The sequence below is a fragment of the Chitinophaga caseinilytica genome, assembly GCF_038396765.1.
In the GTDB taxonomy this organism is placed as follows: Bacteria; Bacteroidota; Bacteroidia; order Chitinophagales; family Chitinophagaceae; genus Chitinophaga; species Chitinophaga caseinilytica.
Genome location: NZ_CP150096.1, coordinates 5,042,248 through 5,065,081 on the forward strand (window position 1 = coordinate 5,042,248; position 22,834 = coordinate 5,065,081).

Here is a 22,834-nt window from a genome sequence, read left to right on the forward strand (position 1 = left end):
CCAAAGTACAAATTCATCCCTATCAAAAAAACTTCCTTCTGAAAACGTCCCGCAACTGCGAATACCCGTTCATCAAGCTGCCCACCACGAAATTCTCCTTCAGGTTGTTGCGCACGGTACTTCGCATGATCCGCACCACGACATCTTTCTCCACCTCTCCCTTCTCTTTCACCTTCGCCAGCAAATTGACCGCGATCAGCCCCAGCAGCGCGCCGAACAGGAAGAGGAAGTTCCAGTCCTGCAGCTCGATGATGTGCAGGGATTTCGTCCACCGGGGCCCTCCCCACTCCGCGTCCACTTTCAGGTGGCGGCCCGTGAAATAGTCGGCCAGGATACCGCCGGCCAGGGGCGCCAGCGCGGAAAAGATAGCAGTTATGATGTTCTTGGCGGAAAGATAAATGATCGCATCGGCCGTGGGCGCCAGTTTCAGGCCGATATTGGTGAGGCTGAGATTGATCCCCGCGTTCGAGAAACCCATCAAAATATGGATCATCCCCAACAGCAAAAGGTTAGGCCACATGAACGACCAAATCCCCACGAAACACCAGGCCAGCAAACAGATGATATACAACGGCGCCCCGATGGCGATGATGGTCTTGTTGCTATATCGGTCCGCAAACTGGCCCCAGAGGCGGATCGTGAGGATGCTGCTCACCTGGCTGAGGATCGTGAAACCGATGATGTAAGACAACGGCAGGTTCATGCTTTTCATCATGAACACGTTGAAGAAGGGCGAGGCGATGTTCACGGCAAACACCCAGGCGGAATTGAATACGAGCAGCCGACGGAAATTCGGGTCGCGCAGCGGACGGCGGAGCATGACGAACACGTTTTCCCGCGGCAGGATCTTCTTCGGTTCCGGCGTTCCCGCCAGCATCGACGACCCGATGAGGCCAGACGTCCCCGCCAGCACGAACATCAGGCCGTAACTCTGCATTTCCATTTCCGGAAAATTATCCTTCACATAATCGAGCCCCAGCGCCAGCAGCAGGCTCAGCACCACGTTAAGCGATTGCATAAAGGCGCTCCTTCGTCCGAAAAACGCACCCAGCCGGTTTTCGGGTATCAGGTCTTTCATCCAGGAATTCCAGCTGGCGCCGGCGATGGCGCCGGACAAATAGTAAAAGAAAAGTACGGGAATGAGCAGTTCCAGGGAAAGCACACCGGGGAAAATGAACGGCACCAGGCCAATGAGCACCAGCGGCAAACGCGCCAGCAGCGAACAGAATACCGTAATGGCCCGCCGGTTGTTGAACTGCCGCACCAGCCAGATCGCAATCAGCTGGAACATGTTCACCATGGTCGGCAACGCCGCAATCAGGCCCAGCTGAAGGTTGTTAGCCCCCAGCAGGATGGCCATCGCCACGATGAAAGCACCCCCGGTGAGCGTCGTCATCGCTTCCGAGAACAATCCGTCCCAAACTACCTTCCGCAGGCCCTTTTCCACTTCCTGTTCCGTCAATACGTCTTTCGGCTGTAAGTTCATGTACCCGGTTTGGTGCTTACGCACAATCTTTGTGCCGGATAAAGCCGTTTAACGGATTGCTTTACATGAAAACAGGCGCCCCGTTCCGGAGGCGCCTGCAATTATCGCATGTGATGTTTACTGTCTTGTTCTAATTGAGACTGCGGAAGTCTACCGGCACCAGCTTGCTCACGCCCGCCTCCTGCATGGTTACCCCATAGATCACGTCTACCGCCGCCATCGTCTGCTTGTTGTGGGTAACGATGATGAACTGCGAGTTGTCGGAGAACTTGCGGATCATGTTGGTGAACTTGCCTACGTTGGCATCGTCGAGCGGCGCGTCCACCTCATCGAGGATACAGAACGGCGCGGGCTTGATGAGGTAAATGGCGAACAGGAGCGCCGTGGCGGTGAGGGTTTTTTCTCCACCCGACAACTGTGTGATGGCGGCCGGGCGTTTCCCTTTCGGCTTGGCGATGATCTCGATGCCCGTATCCGCCAGGTTGGTGGGGTCGTTCAGGATCATATCGCACTGGTCTTCTTCGGTAAACAGCGCCTTGAACACGCGGATGAAGTTTTCCTTCACCTGGTTGAACGTATCGAGGAACTTCTGGTTGGCCGTGGATTCTACTTCCTGGATCGTTGCCAGCAGTGATTCCTTGGCGTTCACCAGGTCGTTTTTCTGTTCGAGGATGAACTCGTACCGCTTCTTCATTTCGGTATACGCTTCGATGGCCGTGGGGTTGATCTCGCCCATGTTCTCGAGGCGCTTCTTCAGCCGCTCGGCGTTGGCCTGCAGGTCTTCGACAGACTGCGTGCCTGTGCGGTCTTCGTCCAGGATCTCGTCGAGGTTTACTTTGAACTCCACGCTGAGGCGCTCTTTCATGGACGCCAGTTGCAGTTTCAGTTCGTTCACCTTGTCTTTGATCTGGTTGAGCTGCTGATCGAGCATATCGCGCGTTTTCTGCTTGGAGCGGAGCACGCTTTCCAGTTCCTGGAGGTGGTTACGGAAATTATAGTACTCCTGGTCTTTCTCGTTCACGGCTTTTTCCTCTTCCTCGCGGCGGCGGAACAGTTCCAGCAATCCGTCTTCGGAAGTATTGAGCCGGTCTTCGGCCGCGGCGATGTTGCCGGCGGTATCTTCCAGCTGCCTGCGGTTGCTTTCGATCTGGGCGTGGAGGTCGGTCAGTTGCTTGCGCTTGAATTCCAGTTCCTGTTTGAGGGCCTGCACCTTGCTTTGCTGGCGCGTGTGCTGGAGGTTCTGGTTGTTGTACTGGACGTTGGCCTGGTTGAACTGCTGCTCCGCTTCCTGGCTCGAGCGTTCGGCGGCCACGATGCTGTCGTGCAAGCTGTTCACCCGGTCGTTAAGGGTATCCAGTTCATCTCTCACGGTAGAAATCGACTGTTCGTTAGTAGCGAGGGAACCTTCCATTTCGGCGAGGCGTTTATTGCCTGTTTCGATCATGTGGTGGAAGTTCTCGATCCTGTTTTGCAGGCCGAACAGTTGGTTATTGAGTTGATTGACGCGCTCGCGGGCAGCGTTGATCTTGTTTTCGTTGAGTTGGCTGTTGTAGCCCAGCACTTCGTCGTGCTTGGCCTGGAGTTTCGTTTTGAGGGAGCTGACCACGCCTTCCAGCTCGCGGATTTCCGCGTCGAGCTTTTCGAGGTTCTTGGCACGGCCGAGCTTCTTCCCTTCGAACAAACCTACGGAACCGCCGTTCATGCTGTATTTCCCGCGGTGCATCTTGCCCGATTTCTCGGTGATGAGCACGTCTTGCTCGGGCAGCTCGCTGAAGTTGATGGAGGCGAGATCGTCGGCCACGAATACCTTTCCGAGAAGGTAATTGCCCAGGCCTTTGTATTTCTCGTCGATCTCTACCACATCGAGCGCCGGGATGGTGCCGGGCGGCGTGAAGAGGCCGCCGGCCTGGTGGTTGAACTGGTCGAGGATGAAGAAGTTGGCTTTGCCTTTCTTGTTGCCGTCGAGCAGGCGGATGGCCTGAACGGCTTCCTCGGCGTTGTTGACCACGTAATAGTTCAGGTACGGCTCCAGCAGGTTTTCGATGCAGGTGCGGTAATCTTCCTTACAAAAGAATATGTCTGACAGGATGGGCGCCTTGTTGTTCCATTCATTGTTCTTTTTGAGGAACTTGATGGATTCAGGATAGCCTTCCAGGCTGTCTACGAGTGATTTGAGGAGGTCGTACTCGTTCTTTTTGGAATCGAGTTTCCGGTTTTCGTCTACCAGCTTGTCGCGCAGCCCTTCGATCTCGCCTTGCGCGGTGAGGATCTTGCCTTTGGTTTCTTCCTGGAAGGCGATCATGTCTTCCAGTTCCTCTTTGGAGGTCTGGAGGTTGTCTTGCAGCGTTGTTTTTTCATCTTCCAGCTGCTGGATCTGGGCGAGGCGGGAGGTCTTTTCCTCCTGGAGCTGCTGGATGCCGCGCTGGAGGTTCTGGACGGAGGTATCGGCTACGGCCACTTTCTTTTCCGCTTCGAACTGCTGGCGTTGCCATTGTTGCTGATCGCGGCGGAGGTTTTCGAGGTGGAGTTTTTTCTCGGAGAAGTGTTGTTTTTTCTCGTCCACCATTTCCTGGAGGGTTTCCAGTTCGTCCTGCATGGATTCGAACACTTCGGCTTCGTCGGTCACCTGTGTTTCGGTGAACGCGATGGATTCGGTGAGGCCGTTGAGCTGTCCTTCCGCGCTGCCGAGGAAGTCGGTGATACCTTTTTCCCGTTCGCGGAGGTAGGTCAGCTGCTGGGAAGCGAGGTTTTTATCGTTTTCTTTCGTGCGGATGGTGGAAACGAGCTCATTGAAGGAGCGTTGCAGTACCTGGAGCTCGCGTTCCTTGGCCACGAAATGGAGCTTATCCTGTTCCACGGCGGCCTCGTCTGTGGAGATTTCGGCTTCCAGGGCAAATTTCCGGTCGGTTTCCTGCTGCTGTTGCTCGGTGAGGTCGCGGAAGGTGATGTTAAAACCTTCGAGGGCGGCTTTGGCGAGCTCTATGCTGGCTTCTTTATAGTCTTTTTTGATCTCGTAATAGCGCTCGGCTTTTTTGGCCTGGCTTTCGAGGGTTTTGAGGTTGTTATTGATTTCGAAGAGGAGGTCTTCGATACGGTTGAGGTCGCCTTCGGTGGCGTCCAGTTTGGATTTGGCTTCCTTTTTCCGGGTTTTGTAGATGGAGATCCCGGCGGCTTGCTCGAGCATGCGGCGGCGGGAGTTTTCCTTGTCCTTGATGATATCGTCTACCATCCCGAGCTCGATGATGGCGTAGGAATCCGTGCTGACGCCGGTGTCGAGGAAGAGGTTGTGGATATCTTTCAGGCGGCAGGCCACATCGTTGAGCCGGTATTCGGAGTCGCCGTTTTTGTAAAATTTGCGGGTGATCGTAACCGTGGTGAATTCCGTCGGGAGTACGTTCTTGTTGTTCTCGAAAGTGAGGCTCACTTCGGCCATACCGGAGGCGGAACGGGTGCGGGAGCCGTTGAAGACGAGGCCGGCCTGGTTTTCGGAGCGGAGGTTGGAGATCTTGTGCTCGCCGATTACCCAGCGGATAGAGTCGATGATATTACTCTTTCCGCAGCCGTTCGGGCCGATAACACCGGTCACGCCTTCGTCGAAATGCAGTACGGTCTTATCCGCAAAACTTTTGAAACCCTTGATCTCTAATGTTTTTAAACGCACATTTGTCGGATTACGAATTACGAAAGATGAAGCAGCAATCCCCGGAAACACCATTCCCGAAACATTCCTGCGCCATGATTTGGCCGCCAAAGATAATCGAATTCTGCTGATTACAGCACTGCGCGGGGTTGCCAGCCGTGGCGGCGGTTTTCAGATATGGCAACGGGGCATTCGATCTCACTTCAGTAAGTTATCGCAAACCGGTAAATGTGGATAAGGAATTTATACACACTTGGGGATAATTTATACACCACAATATTAAACAATATCCACTATCTTACTGATAACGAATCAAATACGCTCACCTGCGGATACATCCTCACCTGCCGCCGCCCGCCGGGGCCGATGCCGGGTTTATTCGTAATTTTGCCCGCAATGCAAGAACGTTGGACCAAAGAAGCGAAAGCCTTTATTTTCAGTTACCATTTCAGCAACGGACTGCGCACAACGCTGAGCGTGGTTGTCCCCTCCCTTATTTTCGGCCTCAGCGGCCATTTGTCTACCGGTATCGCCATCTCGATGGGCGCCCTCTGCACCGCGCTCGCCGATGTGCCGGGGACCATCATCCATAAGCGCAATGGACTGATTATCAGCACCATTCTTATTTTCCTGACGGCCCTGGGCACAGGGCTCCTCCTGCCCTATACGCCGGCGCTCGTGGTCTGGGTGGGGCTTTGCAGCTTCTTTTACAGTATGCTGCTCATCTACGGCAACCGTGGCGGGAACATCGGTGTGGGGGGCCTGTTGGTCATGGTATCCGTCATGGCCGAGCACCTGACCTGGCAAATGGCGATCGAAGTATCACTGCTGACACTCTCCGGCTCCATCTGGTACGCCCTGCTGGCGCTGCTGCTCTGGCAGATCCGGCCGTACCTGACCGTGCAGCAGACCCTGGGCGACTGTATCCAGCAAACCGCCCGGTACCTCCGCCTGCGGGCAGACTTCTATCGCCCCGAAAAAGACATTACCACTACTTATAAAGACGTACTCGCCCAGCAGGTGATCGTCAACGAAAAGATGGAAGCCGTGCGCGAACTGCTCCTGAAAATGCGCTCCGCGCAACAGGGCACCACCTCCATCTCCAAATCCATGGTGCTGATATTCCTTGATCTGGTAGACATGCACGAGCAGTTCATGGCCTCCCAGATCGACTATACCTCCCTCCAAAAGAAATTCGCCGGCACCCAGGTCATCGAACAGCTGCACCACACCATCGTCCAGTTCGCCGACGAGCTCGATCATATCGGTATCGCGGTTTCGGCAGGACTACGGTCCCTCCCGCACGTCAACCTCAAACTGGAACTGGAAAAATCGCGGCGGGCGTTCAAGGCCTATCAAGCCTCCCTCCCCACCCTGCGCGAACGGGCAGACCTCATTCCGTTCGACGGCGTTTTCGACAACCTGGAGCACATCGCGCAGCGCCTGTACAACCTCCACCGCCTCACCCGGCTGGAAAGGGCCAAGGAAGCCTCGTTCGACCATCAGCTGGAGCTTTCCGCCTTCACCACGCGGCAGCGGTACGACGTGGAAACCTTCCGCAACAACCTGACCTTCAATTCCCACATCTTCCGCCACGCCCTGCGCACAGCCCTGGCCATGGTCACGGGTTTCCTGCTGGGGCATGCCCTCGATCTGAGCAAGACCTACTGGATACTGCTGACGATCATGGTGATCATGAAACCCGGTTTCAGCCTCACCAAAACCCGTAGTTTCCAGCGGATCATCGGTACCATCATCGGCGCGATCTGCGCAGCGGGCATTCTATGGCTCACGAAAAACGACGTCGTCATATTTTCCGTCATGCTCGTCTGCATCCTGGGCGCGTACAGCTTCCAGACCTACCATTACGTGACGAGCGTGATCTTCATGACGCCGTTCATCGTTTTCCTCCTCCATTTCCTCCACCCGGCCGATTTCGAGAACGTGACCCAGCGCGTGCTGGACACCCTCATCGGCGGCGGTATCGCATTCCTCTTCAACTACATCTTCTGGCCGAGCTGGGAATACCGCTTCCTTCCCGAATACATGATCAAAACTATGGAAGCCAACCGCGCGTACCTCCAGGAAGTGACGAACCTCTATACCGGCAAGCCTTTCAGCCTCATCGCGTACAAACTGGCGCGTAAAGACGTGCACGTGACCACCGCCAACCTCACTTCCGCCTTCCAGCGGATGTTGTCGGAGCCCAAAAGCAAACAGAAACACGGTTCGCAACTCTACCATTTCGTGGTGCTGAGCCATTCCCTTTCCAGCCACATCGCCCAGTTATCCGGCTACGCCCTGCAACACCGGCTGCAATACCAGCACCCGGAGTACAAGGATATCATGCTGTTCCTCAACATGCTCATGGACCAGGTGGCGCAATACGTGAACACCGGCACCTGGGGCGAAGACCCTGCCGCACCGGCCGCCTTCCATTCCCTCGAAGAACGCCTCACGCACCTCATCTCCGTCCGGCAGGAACAGATCAACCAGGGCCAGGGGCAAACCGTTGAGCGCGAAGAAATGCTGGAGATCAAGCACGTCCGCGATCAGCTCCAGGCGCTCTATTCCGTTTTGAAAGACATGAAAAAGGCCGCGATCCACGCGGCCCAGATCAACGATTAATATTTTGATGTCTACAATTCCGTCACGATAATGAACTGATCGGTTACGGGAATGGAGAATTGCAGGATGTGGTCGAAGAACGCCGGCCCGTATTCCGCATAATACGGCAGCAGGTTCTCTTTCCGCTCCTGCAGCGAGTTACCGGGGAAAAGGCGGTCTTTCACCGTCTGTATCTGCTCCGTCTGCCAGGCGAATTTCTTCTTCTCCGCGCGCAGGAACTTATGCTCCATTTTGCCGATGGACTTGATCGCCCTGGAGCGTTCGGCGTTCACACTGGCCGCCAGCGTTACATCGATCTGCTTCGCTTTTTCTTCCAGTTCGTTGAAGAGTTTTTCCACGGCCGCATATTCATCGCGCAGCACGAGCGCCGCGTTGGTATGATCGTGCACGAATTTGCTGATGATGAGCCCCGTGTCTTCGAACAGCGCGTCGGGCGTGAGGCCCAGCTTGTGCAGGCGCGCATGTTCCTCCCGGCGCACCCACAAAAACGAATTGCGGAGGAGGATAACGGGATACGGCACCTTATGATATTGGAACAAATCCTTCAGTTCGAGCCAGTACGCCACTTCGCCGCCGCCGCCGATGAAAGCAATGTTGGGAAGAATGGTTTCCTGGAGGATGCCGCGCAAAATTACATTGGGGCTGAAACGCTCCGGATGGGCTTCCAGCTCGTTCAGCAATTCGTCGCGCGTGAAAGACAACGGTGTGTGTAGAACTTTCCACAGTTCCCCATCTTTCACGATGCGCTCACGTTTGTCATCGATGAGATAAAAAAGATTTATTTCCCGGGGCGTGGCTTGAACCTTGAAATGGGCTGACAGTTTGTCGATCGTTTTGGAGACGATCGGCTCGGAACTTTGGTGTAGCAGCTCGTCTTTCATGACGGGGATCAGCTGCCGTTTGAAGTTGGGATGATCAGGGATGAGCACCACCAGGCCATAACATCCGAACAGCTCGTTCACGAGGCTCAAGGTGGCCTGCTGGATATTGGGCTGTTCGAGATAGGCTTTGCGGAGGATGTCGGTCAATTGGGGACCGTGCGGCAGGAAGCCGATACTGTCACCAATTTGTTTGATCATCGGTTCGAGGTTTTCGGTGCGCATGCGCCCTACGGCGCCGGTCTGGTCTGTTTCCCAGGTGAGTTTGCGCCCATCCAGCCAGATGGAGCCCAGCTCGTCGAGGTCGGCGTCTTCGCTGCCCATATAGTAAACGGGCACGAAATGCTTGCCGGGGTGCTGGCGGGCGAGTTCCTGCGCCAGTTTGACGGTTTGCAGGATTTTATAGGCGAAATAGAGGAAACCGGTGAAGATATTGGGCTGATGGGCGGTACAGACCGTAAAGGTGTTGGCAGCCTGCAGCAGCCCGATATTGGCGCGAACTTCCTCCCTGATTTCCAGGTGTGCGTATTGCTGGTAGAGGGTTTCTGCCAGAATGTCCCGGCGGAGGGGCTGCCCTTCCTTGACCTTGATTGCCATGGAAAAGTCGGGAGCCGTAGGGCTGTAAGCGTAAAAATCCCGCAGCGGGGGCTGTCCGGACAGGAAGTTGGCGATGATAGGACTGAAGTAACCTGTATCTGCAATCGGTACCGTATGGAAAGTTATGCCCGGATTAATATGTTGGATCACTGAATCTTCATTTTGAGGACACGAATTTACGTCAATTACACATTACGAATCTACGTATTTCCTTACTGCCATTTCTGCCACTTATCACAAATGCGCCGATCGCCATGCATTGTCACACAACAAACTGGCGCCAGATTTGTAAAATCTACGTTGACCCGGACCGGAATTCTACACTTAGCTTAAAAAAACTTTTTATCTTATGAGAATTGCATATATAGCCTCGTATTACCCCCGTGAGTGCGGAATCGCGACTTTTACAGAGCATTTGATCAAGGCCATGCAGTGCCAGCTTGATGCGCCCGAAGTGAGCGTGATCGCGATGAATGATGAAGGACAGGAATATGAGTATCCCCCGGAAGTCGCGTTCACCATCCGGCAGCAGCAAATGCCGGATTACCTGGATGCGGCAGACTGGGTGAACGGCAACGGGATAGACCTGGTAGTTGTGCAACATGAGTTCGGCATCTTCGGCGGCGAAAGCGGGATTTTCCTCCTGCCTTTCCTTCACCGGTTGAAAGTTCCTTTTATCGCCACATTCCATACCGTGCTGAAGGAGCCTTCGTTCCTGCAGAAGAGCATCGTCCGCGAAATATCGCGGCAGGCGGAACGGGTGGTCGTGATGAGCCGGCTCGCCATCTCCTTTCTCGAAGATATTTATGAAGTACCCTCCGACAAGATTTCACATATTCCCCACGGCGTGCCCGATTTCGGGAATTTATCGATCCGCGCCGATGTGGTGCCCGATAACCTCCGCGCCCGGAAGCTCATTTTCACGTTCGGGCTGCTGAGCCGCAACAAGGGCATCGAAACCGTTATCAACGCATTGCCGCAGGTGATCGAAAGTCATCCCGACGTGATGTACGTGGTGGCCGGGAAAACGCATCCGGCCGTGTTGCGCAATTGCGGGGAAGAATACCGCCAGAGCCTCCAGCAGCTGGTGCACAACCTGGGGCTGGGAGACCATGTGCTTTTCCTCGATAAATTCCTCACGGAAAACGACCTTTTCGCCTGGCTCACGCACAGCCAGATTTACGTGACGCCCTACCTGAGCGAAGCGCAGATCACCAGCGGAACGCTCACTTATGCATTGGGCGCCGGTGCCGCGGTGCTATCCACTCCATATTGGTATGCAACGGAGCTGCTGGCCAACGGCCGCGGGAAGCTCTTCGGTTTCGCGCAACACGAAACCCTCGGACAACTGATCCTCTCGCTGCTCAACGAGCCCGCCAAACTGGAAGCCCTCCGCGAAAACGCCTACGAATACGGCCGCGAACTGCAATGGAGCCGGATGGGCGCCAGGTATCTTCAATTGGCGGTAAAAGTCCTCGGCATCCCCCGCCCCATCGCGTTGCCCGACCCGCTGCCCGATGCCTCAATGTTACCCGCGCTCAACCTCACCCACATCCGGCGGTTGACGGACGATACCGGCATCGTACAGCACGCCAAGTACGGCATTCCCAACCTGAAAGAAGGATATTGTGTAGACGATAATGCCCGCGCGCTCATGATGACGCTCATGGCCCAACAGTTCCGCAAAGGCAAGGAAGTGCCCGAGCTGCTGCCCGTGTACCTCAGTTTCATCCATTACATGCAGACGCCCGACGGCAACTTCAGGAATTTCCTCAGCTTCAGCCGGCAATACCTCGATGAAGTAGGCTCCGAAGACTCTTTCGGGCGCACCGTTTGGGCGCTGGGCTACCTCATCCGCTTCGCCCCCAACAATTCCTACCGCGAATTCGCTTATGAACTGTACCACCGCTCCATCCAGCACTTCGCGGCGCTGGAGCACCTGCGCGGACGGGCCAACAGTGTCATAGGCGTTTGTCACTATATTTTGCATCACCCGGCAGACGAAGGGATGGTCCATGTCCTCGAACAACTCATCCAGCCGATGATCGACGCCTGGGACCGCAATGCTACGGACGATTGGCGCTGGTTCGAGAAATCCATGACCTACGATAACGGCATCCTTCCCCTCGCTATGCTCCACGCCGCAGAAGCGACCGGCAACGAAAAGTGGCGCGATATCGCATTGTCAAGCCTATCCTTCCTGGAAAACCTCACCATGGCGCATGGTTATTTTTCGCCCGTGGGCAACAACGGATGGCACTGCGAAGGCGGCGCCTGTCCACTGTTCGACCAGCAGGCGATCGAAACCATGGCCATGGTTTTAATGTACCAGCAAGCGTATGCGGCCACAAACGAAACAGACTATCTCCGGAAAATGTATACGTGTTACCAATGGTTCCTCGGCGAAAACGTGCTCCGCATTCCGCTGTACGACCATGAAACACACGGCTGTTGCGACGGATTGTCGGCCGCGGGATTGAACCGGAACCAGGGTGCGGAATCCACTTTGGCATATTTTATTTCACATATTGCCGTATTACAAACTTGTGAGGCCATCCCAAAACCGGAAAAATCCGTACGTACTACCATCATTTCAACAAATGTTGTCAGTAAAATCAGTTAACAACCCATGAAAATCGCGATCCTTTCCCCAGTAGCGTGGCGCACACCGCCCGTTAGTTATGGCCCCTGGGAACAAATCGCGTCCAACGTGACGGAAGGCTTGGTCCGCCGCGGTCTGGACGTAACACTGTTTGCCACCCAAAATTCGATCACGGGCGCAAAGCTCAAAGCTGTTTGTCCCCAAGGTTATGAAGAAGACCATTCGCTAGACGCCAAGGTCCAGGAATGCATGCATATCAGCATGTTGATGGAAGAGGCGCGGTACTTCGACATCATCCACAATCACTTCGACTTCCATCCGCTCACGTTCAGCCGGCTCGTCCGCACGCCGATCGTGACCACGATCCATGGATTTTCGTCGGAGCACATCGTTCCCGTTTTCAAGCGGTACAACCGGAACACGCATTATGTTTCCATCAGCGAATCCGACCGCCATCCCGACCTGCGGTATGAAGCCACGGTGTACAACGGTATCGATCCCGCGCAGTTCGATTTCAGCGACACCCCAGGCGAGTATCTCCTGTTTTTCGGCAGGCTCCACCCGCACAAGGGCGCACACGATGCCATCAAAATCGCGCAGCTCAGCGGCAAACGCCTCCTCATCGCCGGCATCATCCAGCACAAGGAGTACTTCAAAGAACAGGTGGAGCCCTTCATCGACGGCGACCAGATCCAGTACGTGGGTACCGCCGATCCGCAACAGCGCCGCAAACTTATGAGTGGCGCACTGGCGCTGCTGCATCCCATTTACTTCGAAGAGCCGTTCGGGCTCAGCGTAGCGGAAGCCATGATGTGTGGAACACCCGTTATCGCCTACAACCGCGGGTCGATGCCCGAGCTGATCAAGGTCGGAGAAACGGGATTCATCGTGAGCAATGCCGCCGAAGCGGCGGAAGCGGTGAAAGACATACCATCGCTCGACCGCGGGCAATGCCGCGCCTGGTCGGAGTCGAGGTTTAGTGTAGACAGGATGGTGGATGATTACATCGAAGTGTACAAATCGGTGCTGGCCAAATCGCCGCCGAAAGGCCCGATAACGCCGGCGATCATGGGCAGGTTCAATTAACCTTCCTTCACTCTTTCGAGCAAATCTTTCAAATGTACGGTCGCGAAGGTAGACGCGTAATCCGACAGGCCATACGGTATGAGCAGCTCTTCGTTATGAATGAGCGCGCCGCAGCTGTAGAGCACGTTGGGTACGTATCCTTCGCGTTCGTCTTTATTGGGGATGATGAGCGGTTCGCGGAGCCGGCCGATCTCGATCTTGGGATCTTCGAGGTCGAGCAGCGTTGCGCCCAGGCAGTACGTCCGCATGGGGCCTACGCCGTGGGTGATGACGAGCCAGCCATCCGGGGTTTCTATGGGCGAGCCGCAGTTCCCGATCTGGACGAACTCCCAGGGGTATTTGGGGGTTTGCAGGATCTCGGGGTTTTCCCAGATATTGATCTTGTCGGAATACATGATGTAATTGTTGATCCCGTCGATGCGCGACATCATCGCGTACTTCCCTTTGATTTTCCTCGGGAACAGCGCCAGGTTCTTGTTCTGCGCACCTTCACCGTAAAGCGGCATGATCTTGAAATGATAGAAATCGCGCGTGGCGAGCAGTTTCGGCTGGATGGTGACGCCGTCGAACGCCGTGTAGGTGGCATAGTAAGTGACGCCGCTCGTATCTCCTGTATATTTCACGAACCGCGCATCTTCGATCCCCCGGCTTTCCGCGTCGGAATACGGGAAGATCACGCGATCGGAAATATCGGTATCCAGCGAAAAATTGATTTCATAATAGCTGTCTGCCAGCCATAGCAGCCGTTCCAGGTTCCGTTTGATGAGATGGTCTACCTGGTAGCGCTGCTGCATTTCGCGGATGACTTTCTTCAGTCCCACATAATCGAACGTATCGGGCAGGGAGCCGGCCACTTCGCGGAGCACGGAATCGGGCAGGCTGATGGAAACGGCATTCTGGAAAAAAATGTTTTTGTGGTAAATGGTGTTGCGGATTATATCCGGTTCGTCGACATAATTCCCCGCCGGGATGATAGTAACGTTGTTATCGCGGTCTACGATCGCCTGCCGGAAAACGATGGACGACACATGCCCTTCGCCCACGGCACGAAAGCTGAGGATCACCCGTTTTTCACCTTCTTCGAGATTGCTCTGGTCTGGGTCTTCGACGATGGAAGGATTGAAAAAGGCGGCGGATTCGATGGAAAACTCGTTGGTGAAATAGGAACCGATGAGGAGTTTCTTTTTCATGCCGAGCTGGTCGAAATCCAGGCCCAGCGCCTGAACGAGGGGTTTCACCTTTTCCGCGTGCCGTTCGAATATCCGGGTGATGTTCCGGTGCCGCCGCGAGAATTCGCGGAGCAGCGGGATGATCGCCCCTTCCACATCCGTGTCGGTCATTTCCGTTACTTTCAGGATGATGCCCTTTGCCCGGGCGTCTCCGTTGAAAAAGAACCGGGCCACCACACGTTTGAGGTCCGGAGTGATCTTGGCCTTCTGCCTTTCTATGGGTATGCGCATATGCCGGATTTTTTAAAGCCTTTGCGCCCGCCGGATCAACACTGGAAACCGTCGGGCAGCACCGCTCCTTTCTTCACAACAACAATGCCATCCTTTACCGTATACTTCTCGAAATCACCGTCTTCGAGATGCTTCCCGCCGTTGATCCGTACATCGTTGCCGATGCAGGCGTTCTTGTCGATAATGGCGTTGTTGATATAGCAGCGGTCGCCGATGCCCATGGGCGGACGGCCTTCCTGTTTCGCTTTGTTGATCTCGTCCAGCGTCTGGTAACTGTCGTTCCCCATGAGGTAGGCATTGCTGATGGTAGTCCCTTTCCCGATGCGTGTCCGGATGCCGACCACGCAACGTTCCAGGCGACTGGCATTGATAATGCAGCCGTCGGCGATCATGGTTTTTTCCAGCGTCGTCCCCGAAATCTTCGCGGGCGGCAGCATGCGCGCGCGGGAGAAGATGGTACGGGTATCGTCGAACAGGTTGAACTGGGGAATATCGTCCGTAAGGCCGAGGTTGGCTTCGAAGAACGAGGAGATGTTCCCGATGTCTGTCCAATAGCCTTCATATTGATAGCTCAGCACTTTATGCTCGCCGATGGAGTTGGGGATGATTTCCTTCCCGAAATCGGTAGCGTCCGGCTGGTTGTGCAACAGTTCGTAGAGCAGCCCTTTGTTGAAGATATAGATGCCCATGGAGGCGAGGTAGTTGCGGCCTTCGCGTTCCATGTCCGGGCCGGTGTCGGAGGTCCAGTCTGGCAGGAGCTCTTTTTTCGGCTTTTCGATGAACGACGAGATGAAGTTTTCGGGATCGGTTTTGAGGATGCCGAATTCCGTGGCTTCGCGGGCGTGAACGGGAATGGTGGCGATGGAGATATCGGCGCCCTTCTCGATGTGGTTGCGGATCATCTCCCGGAAATCCATCTGGTAGAGCTGGTCGCCGGAAAGGATGAGGATGTATTTGTAATCGAAGTTCTCCAGGTGCCGGATCGTTTGCCGGACGGCGTCTGCCGTGCCCTGGAACCAGGTGGGGTTATCGGGCGTTTGTTCGGCGGCAAGAATGTCCACGAAAGCTTTGCTGAAGCTGCTGAAGTGGTACGTGTTCTTGATATGCTTGTTCAGCGAGGCCGAGTTGAATTGCGTGAGCACGAAAATGCGGTGCAGATCGGCGTTCAGGCAGTTCGAAATGGGAATATCCACGAGCCGGTACTTTCCGGCTACGGGCACAGCGGGTTTGGAGCGGCTGCGGGTCAGGGGATAGAGACGCGTTCCGGCGCCTCCGCCAAGGATGATCGAGATCACTTCGTTAGACATAACGTACGGTATTATTTATGATAGGCTGGTATAAAGGTCCATGTACTGACGGGCGGCTTTGTTCCACGAATGGTCTTGCTGCATGCCCGTTTTCCTGATTTTATTGAATGTGGTTTTGGTGCTGTACAGTTCCAGCGCGCGGCCGATGGCGTGATTCAGGTCGCCCGCCGTTGGCTGGAAAAACCTGACGCCGGTGCCGCCCTCGTCCCCGAAATCCGTGACGGTATCGCGGAGGCCGCCGGTGGTGCGGACGATCGGGATGGTCCCGTATCGCATGGCGTACATCTGGTTCAGCCCGCAGGGCTCCACCCGCGAAGGCATCAGCAGGAAATCCGCGCCGGCATACAACCGGCGGCTGAGCGCCTCGTTATAACCGATGTACACGCCAAAGTGTTCACCGTTCAACAGGCGCGCCTGTTGCATGAGCCATTCGATATGCGCATCTCCGCTGCCGAGGATGAGGCAGTTGAACGCCCCGGGGTGCTCGTATAGCGCGCGGCTAACGGCCTCGGGGATGTAATCGGCGCCTTTGTCGCCCACGAGCCGGCCGATGAACACGAAGAGCGGCAGGCTGCTGTTGAAGCCATATTCTTCACAGATGTTTTCCTTATTGGCTTTCTTCCCTTTGGTAACATCTTTTATGCCGAAGTTCACCGGTACCATGGGGTCGGACTTCGGGTCCCACACGTCATCGTCGATCCCGTTGAGGATGCCCCGTGCCTTGGCCCTTTCGGTGTTCAGCAGGCCTTCCAGCCCGTTGGCGGCGTGGTAAAGCTCTTCCATGTAGCTGGGAGATACGGTATTGATGCGCCAGGCGCATTTGATGGCCGAAGCCAGCGGGTTGATGGCGCCGTTCCAGTCGAGCATACCGCTTTTCCAGAGGTCGAACGACGGGATGAGGTAGAGTTTGTCCCACCCGAATTGACCCTGGTATTGGGCATTGTGGATGGTGAGCACGGTGGGGATGTGCGCCAGTCCGGTGTATTTCCGTCCATATTTGAGCAGGAACGGGATGAGGCCGGTGTGGTGGTCGTGACAATGAACGACATCGGGCTGGTGTTGCCATTCGCTGAGCCAGTCGAGCACGGCCACCTGGAAAGCGAGGAACCGTTCGGTGTCGTTGGAATAACCGTAGACGTTGGGGGTGTCCAGCAAACCGGGGATGTCTACCTGGTAGAAATCGAATCCCAGGGCGTTGTTGCTTTCTTTCCAGACATTGAAATGGTACCAATCGTGCCCGAGCCAGAGGCCTCCCTGGTGTACGAGCTCGAAGCTGTGTTTCCCGCTTTCGCGGAAGGGGTTCCTGTAGGCAGGGATCACCACTTTGGCGATCGCGCCTTCCTGGACCTGGTATTTGGGGAGTGCGCCCACTACATCTGCCAGGCCGCCTACCTTGGCGGCCGGGTAACATTCCGCGCTGACGTGCAATATTTCCATACTTGATTATAATTTAATCCGGAAAGTCCAGATTACAAAGGAATCGTGCATAAAAATATGATCTTCAGCGCTGTGGAGGGTTCCAGGAGGTGAAATCCGGGCATTTCATCCATTATTTGGACAACGAGTGGCAGCTTTGAGGTAATCAGGCCTGATCAAACGCCTCCTTAGACCTTTATTTTGGTGGTAATTTTTCCCTTTGCGTTCGTTGAGGGAAGCGTTCATGCTATTCATATTCCCTTTGGCCGGCGTCGCCATAAGTGGCCGCACCATCGTCAAAAAACGGCTGTGATAGTCAACAATCTGGCATAAAATTTAGTTTTTAAAAGCGTTCATCAAATTAAACTGGTTATGATATTGGAAGCATTACGTGCGGAATTCGAGCAGGAAGTCAAAAGTACCCGGAAGCTGCTGGAAGCCGTCCCTGAAAAGGATATCAACTTTAAGCCTTCCCCGGTTTCCTGGACCATGGGGGAATTGGCGCAGCATATCGCGACCATTTATTATTGGTATACCGGTACGTTTACGAAGGCTGTGTACGACTTGTCGGCCGACCGCATCGAGCGTGGCGCGCCGTCAGACATTCAGGCTACGCGGGAGCTGTTCGAGAAACATGTGGAACTGGCCCGGAATGCATTGCAGGCGGCTACAGAAGATAGCCTGAAGGAAGACTGGACGATGCAGGCGGGTGGCCGGACGGTGCTCGGCCCGATGCCCAGGGGCGCAGTGGCCCGGGGGTTCCTGTTCAACCATTTGTACCACCATCGCGGGGAAATGATCGTCTATTTGCGGGCTTCGGGGAATAAGGTGCCGGGGCTGTATGGGCCTACTTATGAACAGAGTCAGCCGCAGAAAGGGGGATGATGATGGGTCATTTCATGGCTGCGCAAAGCGGTAAAATGGAGTGGGCTCAATTACACTTCTCCGGAAGTTAATATGCTAAGGGCGGTTGCGGCTGCAAAATCATTGAGGCCGATGCCTGGAGAGGTTTTCACCCAATGTTTCTTTACACTTGGTGGAAGCAGGTTGAGCGACGGATCATCATCTATTATTACGTAATCATCTTTTCCGAACTGTTCCGCCCATTTCACAACATCGTCAAGCCGGGAACTTGTAAAAACCGGATGCAGGTTGCGTTGGCTTTCAATCGTTCCTGTTCCGTTTACCGGTCCGGTCGGGTGATAGAAAGCCGAAGATGGGTTGAAAACATCCTCCAGCGTATACACATCCTTAACGGCGCTTATCCTTCGACGCAATAATTCCGTCCACTGCAGGCTGGAATATCTTGTCCGATGAGAAGTTGTTAAAATGATGGTCGCAGCGGTTTTTTCCAACAACCATCGAAGTTGCTCGCTGGCGACCGGACTAAACCGATAAAACCCGTCGGCCTCCAGTTCCGGCGGCTTCCAGCTATTTGCAGGCACCATCACACCATCGATATCCAATAAAATATATTTCTTCATAACTTCGTTAACAACAGCAATTTACATAATATTCACTGCCATATCCGGCATTCTTCAAATTCCCAGCCCGACTTACGGATATGGCAAATTGGGCTGTTGCCGGGTAAACTTCCCTGATCCGCGTGTAACGGCAATTTCCTTGAAAAGCCTATTTTGCATCTATGAAATTTGGCCAGATCGACGAGGCGCTCCTCAACGAGACCGACTTCAAACTACCTGCCGAGCCCGCTTTCAACCGGGACGTATTACCAGGTAAACCCGCGGCAAAACCGATCATCCGGCTGGGATGTACTACCTGGAACCGAAAAGACTGGATAGGCGACATCTACCCCAAAGGCACAAAGGAAAAAGATTTCCTCACCGAATACGCCCGCTCTTACGCCAGCGTGGAGCTGAACGCGACGCATTATAAGATTTACGGGCCGGATGCGATCGCGGGCTGGGCGGAAAAGGTGAAGAACCCCGATTTCCGGTTCTGCCCCAAAGTACCGCAATCCATCAGCCACTACAGCAATCTCGTGAACGCCCGGGAAGCCACCACGGCTTTCCTGGAAGGGGTTTCTGCCTTCGGGGACATGCTGGGGCCGATTTTCCTGCAGGTAGGCGAATCGTTCGCCCCCAACCGCCGGGATTCCCTGTTTTCGTATTTGGCCTCCCTGCCGACCGATCTCCGGTTTTTCGCAGAGCTGCGGCATCCGGACTGGTTCGCCGATCCCCACAACAGCCAGGAGCTGTATACCACCCTACGCAAACTCAACACAGGCCTCATCATTACCGATACGGCCGGCCGGCGGGACGTAATGCATATGCATTTGCCCGTTCCCCGGGCGATGGTGCGTTTTGTCGGCAATAGCCTCCACCCTACCGATTTCCAACGGGCCGACGACTGGATCAACCGCCTTCATTTCTGGCTGGAAAACGGGCTGGAAGAGGCGTATTTCTTTGTTCACCAGCACAACGACGACGGAGTGAACGAGCTGGCGAACTATTTCGCCGAGCGGCTGGAAGGGTTCCCCGGGCTGGAGATCCGCAAGCCCAGGAGCTTTAAGGAGAATACGCTGTTCTGATCCGTAGGTATGGTACTGTAAATGTGGGGCGAAAACAAAATTTAAAGGGATGGCGCCGGCCACATTTAGCCGACGATCCCACTACATCAGCGCCCAGGAAACTTTTACGCCCCGGCATGCCGCTCCCCGTTCCAGACCATATAGATCCGAATTGTACTAAAAACCCCACCCACGGCGATTTTCCCAAAAAAGTACGACACCCGGCCCTGCTCCCCTCTTTTAATGCTCCGGCCAATGTATTAATTTCGCCTTCATGATCAAGCGAGACGAGCTATTACAGCTGGGCCAGGAGCTGAAAGGCGAACTGTATACCGACGACACCATGCGGACACTCTATGCCACCGACGCATCCGCTTACCGGGAAATGCCATTGGCCGTGGCCATCCCCCAGGACGAATCCGATCTCAAAACACTGATCCGCTTCGCGCGGCAGCATAAAACCTCGCTCATCCCCCGGACCGCCGGTACTTCCCTCGCCGGACAGGTAGTCGGCAACGGCATCATCACCGACGTTTCCCGGAACTTTACCAAAATCCTCGAAATCAACACCGAAGAAAAATGGGTCCGCGTGCAGCCCGGCGTTATCCGCGACGAGCTGAACATGTTCCTCAAACCCTACGGGTTCTACTTCGGACCGGAAACCTCCACCGCCAACCGCGCCATGATCGGCGGGATGGTCGGCAACAACTCCTGCGGGTCCAACTCCGTCGTATACGGCAGCACCCGCGAGCACCTCCTCGAAGTAAAAGCCATCCTCAGCGATGGCAGCGACGCCACTTTCGGCACACTTTCTCCCGATGCGTTCCACGCCCGCTGCGAAGCGAACGACGGCCGGCTGGAAACCGCCGTATACAAGCAGATCCGCACCATTCTCGGAAATGCCGCCAACCAGTCCGAAATCCGGAAGGAATTCCCCAAGCCGGAAATCCTCCGCCGGAATACCGGGTACGCCATCGACCTGCTCCTCGAAACGGCCCCCTTCACCGCCGGCAAGGAAGACTTCAATTTCTGCAAGCTCATCGCCGGATCTGAAGGCACGCTCGCTTTCCTCACCGAGATCAAACTCAACATCGAACCGCTTCCACCCAAAGAAACCGGGTTGCTGTGCGTGCACTTCAATACTATCGACGAATCCCTCCGCGCCAATATCATCGCCATGCGCTTCAAACCCAGCGCCAGCGAGCTGATCGATCATTACATCCTGGAATGCACCAAGGATAATATCGAACAAAGCAAAAACCGATTCTTCGTTCAGGGAGACCCCGGCGCCATCCTCGTCGTGGAATTCTGCCGGAACACCCGCGAAGAGATCGTCGCCATCGCCGACCAGGTAAAAGCCGAGATGCGGTCCGCCGGCCTGGGATACCACTTCCCGCTCCTCTTCGGCGACGACACCAAGAAAATCTGGACCCTCCGCAAAGCGGGCCTCGGCCTGCTCGGCAACCTGCCGGGCGACGAAAAAGCCGTGCCCGTGATCGAAGACACCGCCGTTGCCGTGGAAGACCTCCCGGCATTCATCGCGGAGTTCAATGACATATTGCAGAAGTATAACCTCTACGCCGTTCACTACGCCCACGCAGGCAGCGGCGAGATCCACCTCCGGCCCATCATCAATCTCAAAACGGAAGAAGGCAACCAGCTCTTCCGCACCATCGCGGAAGAAATCGCCACGCTGGTGAAGAAATTCAACGGCTCCCTAAGCGGCGAGCATGGCGACGGCCGCCTCCGCGGAGAATTCATCGCGCAGATGATCGGGCCGCGCAACTATGAGCTCCTCCGCCAGGTGAAATACACCTGGGACCCGGAAAACATCTTCAATCCCCACAAAATCGTGGACACACCGTCCATGAACAGCATGCTGCGGTACGAGCCCGGCAAGAAAGCCCCCGATATCAAAACCGTTTTCCACTTCCCGGAGCAAACCATCCTCCAGCATGCGGAACAGTGCAATGGATCGGGCGACTGCCGCAAGACGCACCTAAGCGGCGGTACCATGTGCCCCAGCTACATGGCCACCCGCAACGAAAAAGATACCACCCGCGCCAGGGCCAACATCCTCCGCGAATTCCTCACCAACAGCACCAAGGAAAACAAATTCGACCACGAAGAAATTTACGACGTGCTCGACCTCTGCCTCGCCTGCAAGGGCTGCAAAGGCGAATGCCCTTCCAACGTAGACGTGGCGAAGCTGAAGATGGAATTCCTTCAGCATTATTACGATGCCAACGGCGTTCCCCTCCGCGCACGCCTCATCGGCAACTTCTCGCGCCTCACCGGCCTGGCCGCCATTGCGCCCGGGGTCTACAACTTCCTCGTGAAGAATAAAACCACCTCGAAGCTCATCAAAAAGTTCAGTGGCTTCGCACCAGACCGCTCCATGCCCACCCTCCAAAGCACCACGCTCCGGAAATGGCTCCGCCGCAACCCGGCACCGGCCAAAGGCGGGAAGAAAGTCTACCTCTTCTGTGACGAGTTCACCAACTACAACGATACCCACATCGGCATCAAAACCGTGCAACTGCTGCGTAAACTCGGATACGACGTTACGCCCGTAGACCATCCGGAAAGCGCCCGCGCCCTCCTTTCCAAAGGATTCCTGCGGCAAGCCAAAGTGTTCGCCGAGAAAAACGTAGCCCTTTTTGCAGATATCGTAACGGCAGATGCTCCCCTCATCGGCATCGAGCCGAGCGCCATCCTCACGTTCCGCGACGAATACCCCGACCTCGTGGGCGACGCGCTGCGCGACAAAGCCAAAGCCCTCGCCAAAAACGTATTCCTGGTAGACGAGTTCCTCGCCATGGAAGCCGACAAAGGCGCCATCCACAGCGGGATGTTCCGCGCCGGCGAGCAAAACATCAAACTGCATGGCCATTGCCAGCAAAAAGCCCTCTCGTCCGTGGTCCACAGCAAAAAAATCCTCAGTCTGCCCAAAGGCTATACGGTAGACGTCATCCCCTCCGGATGCTGCGGCATGGCAGGATCTTTCGGATACGAAAAAGAACATTTCGAAGTGTCCATGAACATCGGCGAGCTCGTCCTCTTCCCGGCCGTGCGCAAAGCCGGCAACGAAGCCCTCATCGCCGCACCGGGCACCAGCTGCCGCCATCAGATAAAAGACGGCACCGGCGCACACGCCATGCACCCCGTCGAAATCCTGTACGACGCGTTGATATAAATTAATGT

The 22,834-nt window shown here is 55.3% G+C and carries 14 protein-coding genes; 7 read left to right on the top strand and 7 right to left on the bottom strand.

Annotated elements, in window-relative coordinates; translation table 11 throughout:
- Positions 1-22: 22 nt before the first annotated feature.
- Together WJU22_RS20780 and smc are read right to left on the bottom strand one after the other, a co-directional pair.
- The gene (locus WJU22_RS20780; RefSeq protein WP_341840089.1) at positions 23-1,486 is read right to left on the bottom strand and encodes an MFS transporter; all 1,464 of its coding nucleotides are present in this window, start codon (positions 1,484-1,486) and stop codon (positions 23-25) included.
- Positions 1,487-1,616: 130 nt separating this feature from the next.
- A complete protein-coding gene (smc, locus tag WJU22_RS20785) occupies positions 1,617-5,147 on the bottom strand; it encodes a chromosome segregation protein SMC (RefSeq protein ID WP_341840090.1) in 3,531 nt (1,176 codons plus the stop codon).
- Here smc and WJU22_RS20790 point away from each other — a divergent pair.
- Both WJU22_RS20790 and WJU22_RS20795 read left to right on the top strand, forming a co-directional pair.
- Positions 5,122-5,364, top strand: a complete 243-nt coding sequence (locus tag WJU22_RS20790) for a hypothetical protein (protein WP_341840091.1) — start codon at positions 5,122-5,124, stop codon at positions 5,362-5,364. The genes smc and WJU22_RS20790 overlap by 26 nt on opposite strands.
- Before the next feature lie 158 nt (positions 5,365-5,522).
- A complete protein-coding gene (locus WJU22_RS20795; RefSeq protein ID WP_341840092.1) occupies positions 5,523-7,754 on the top strand; it encodes an FUSC family protein in 2,232 nt (743 codons plus the stop codon).
- A gap of 11 nt (positions 7,755-7,765) precedes the next feature.
- On the opposite strand, the gene bshC is transcribed toward WJU22_RS20795, so the two are convergent.
- The gene (bshC, locus tag WJU22_RS20800; RefSeq protein WP_341840093.1) at positions 7,766-9,379 is read right to left on the bottom strand and encodes a bacillithiol biosynthesis cysteine-adding enzyme BshC; all 1,614 of its coding nucleotides are present in this window, start codon (positions 9,377-9,379) and stop codon (positions 7,766-7,768) included.
- 277 nt (positions 9,380-9,656) lie between these two features.
- Between bshC and WJU22_RS20805 the strand changes: the two genes are divergently transcribed.
- On the top strand, positions 9,657-11,852 hold the full coding sequence (locus WJU22_RS20805) for a glycosyltransferase family 4 protein (protein ID WP_341840094.1): 2,196 nt from the start codon (positions 9,657-9,659) through the stop codon (positions 11,850-11,852).
- Between the two features lie 6 nt (positions 11,853-11,858).
- Entirely contained in the window at positions 11,859-12,917 is a 1,059-nt protein-coding gene (locus WJU22_RS20810) for a glycosyltransferase family 4 protein (protein ID WP_341840095.1), read from the top strand.
- Here the strand turns inward: WJU22_RS20810 and WJU22_RS20815 are convergent.
- Genes WJU22_RS20815 through WJU22_RS20825 form a run of 3 tightly spaced genes read right to left on the bottom strand, consistent with a single transcriptional unit; the run spans position 12,914 to position 17,121 of the window.
- Complete coding sequence (locus tag WJU22_RS20815) at positions 12,914-14,377, bottom strand: glycoside hydrolase family 130 protein (protein WP_341840096.1); 1,464 nt, start codon at positions 14,375-14,377, stop codon at positions 12,914-12,916. The two genes, WJU22_RS20810 and WJU22_RS20815, sit on opposite strands and share 4 nt — an antisense overlap.
- A 35-nt stretch (positions 14,378-14,412) precedes the next feature.
- Positions 14,413-15,684 carry a glucose-1-phosphate adenylyltransferase gene (locus tag WJU22_RS20820; RefSeq protein WP_341840097.1) on the bottom strand — a complete coding sequence of 424 codons (1,272 nt, stop codon included), beginning with the start codon at positions 15,682-15,684 and terminating at the stop codon, positions 14,413-14,415.
- Positions 15,685-15,699: 15 nt separating this feature from the next.
- Entirely contained in the window at positions 15,700-17,121 is a 1,422-nt protein-coding gene (locus tag WJU22_RS20825) for a glycogen synthase (protein ID WP_341840098.1), read from the bottom strand.
- 351 nt (positions 17,122-17,472) lie between these two features.
- On the opposite strand from WJU22_RS20825, the gene WJU22_RS20830 reads away from it, so the two are divergent.
- The gene (locus WJU22_RS20830; protein WP_341840099.1) at positions 17,473-17,985 is read left to right on the top strand and encodes a DinB family protein; all 513 of its coding nucleotides are present in this window, start codon (positions 17,473-17,475) and stop codon (positions 17,983-17,985) included.
- Positions 17,986-18,035: 50 nt separating this feature from the next.
- On the opposite strand, the gene WJU22_RS20835 is transcribed toward WJU22_RS20830, so the two are convergent.
- Complete coding sequence (locus WJU22_RS20835; RefSeq protein WP_341840100.1) at positions 18,036-18,584, bottom strand: HAD domain-containing protein; 549 nt, start codon at positions 18,582-18,584, stop codon at positions 18,036-18,038.
- 161 nt (positions 18,585-18,745) lie between these two features.
- Between WJU22_RS20835 and WJU22_RS20840 the strand changes: the two genes are divergently transcribed.
- Both WJU22_RS20840 and WJU22_RS20845 read left to right on the top strand, forming a co-directional pair.
- Positions 18,746-19,651, top strand: a complete 906-nt coding sequence (locus tag WJU22_RS20840; protein WP_341840101.1) for a DUF72 domain-containing protein — start codon at positions 18,746-18,748, stop codon at positions 19,649-19,651.
- 253 nt (positions 19,652-19,904) lie between these two features.
- Positions 19,905-22,826 (top strand): FAD-binding and (Fe-S)-binding domain-containing protein, encoded by a 2,922-nt coding sequence (locus WJU22_RS20845; RefSeq protein ID WP_341840102.1) that lies wholly within the window; start codon positions 19,905-19,907, stop codon positions 22,824-22,826.
- Positions 22,827-22,834: the final 8 nt, after the last annotated feature.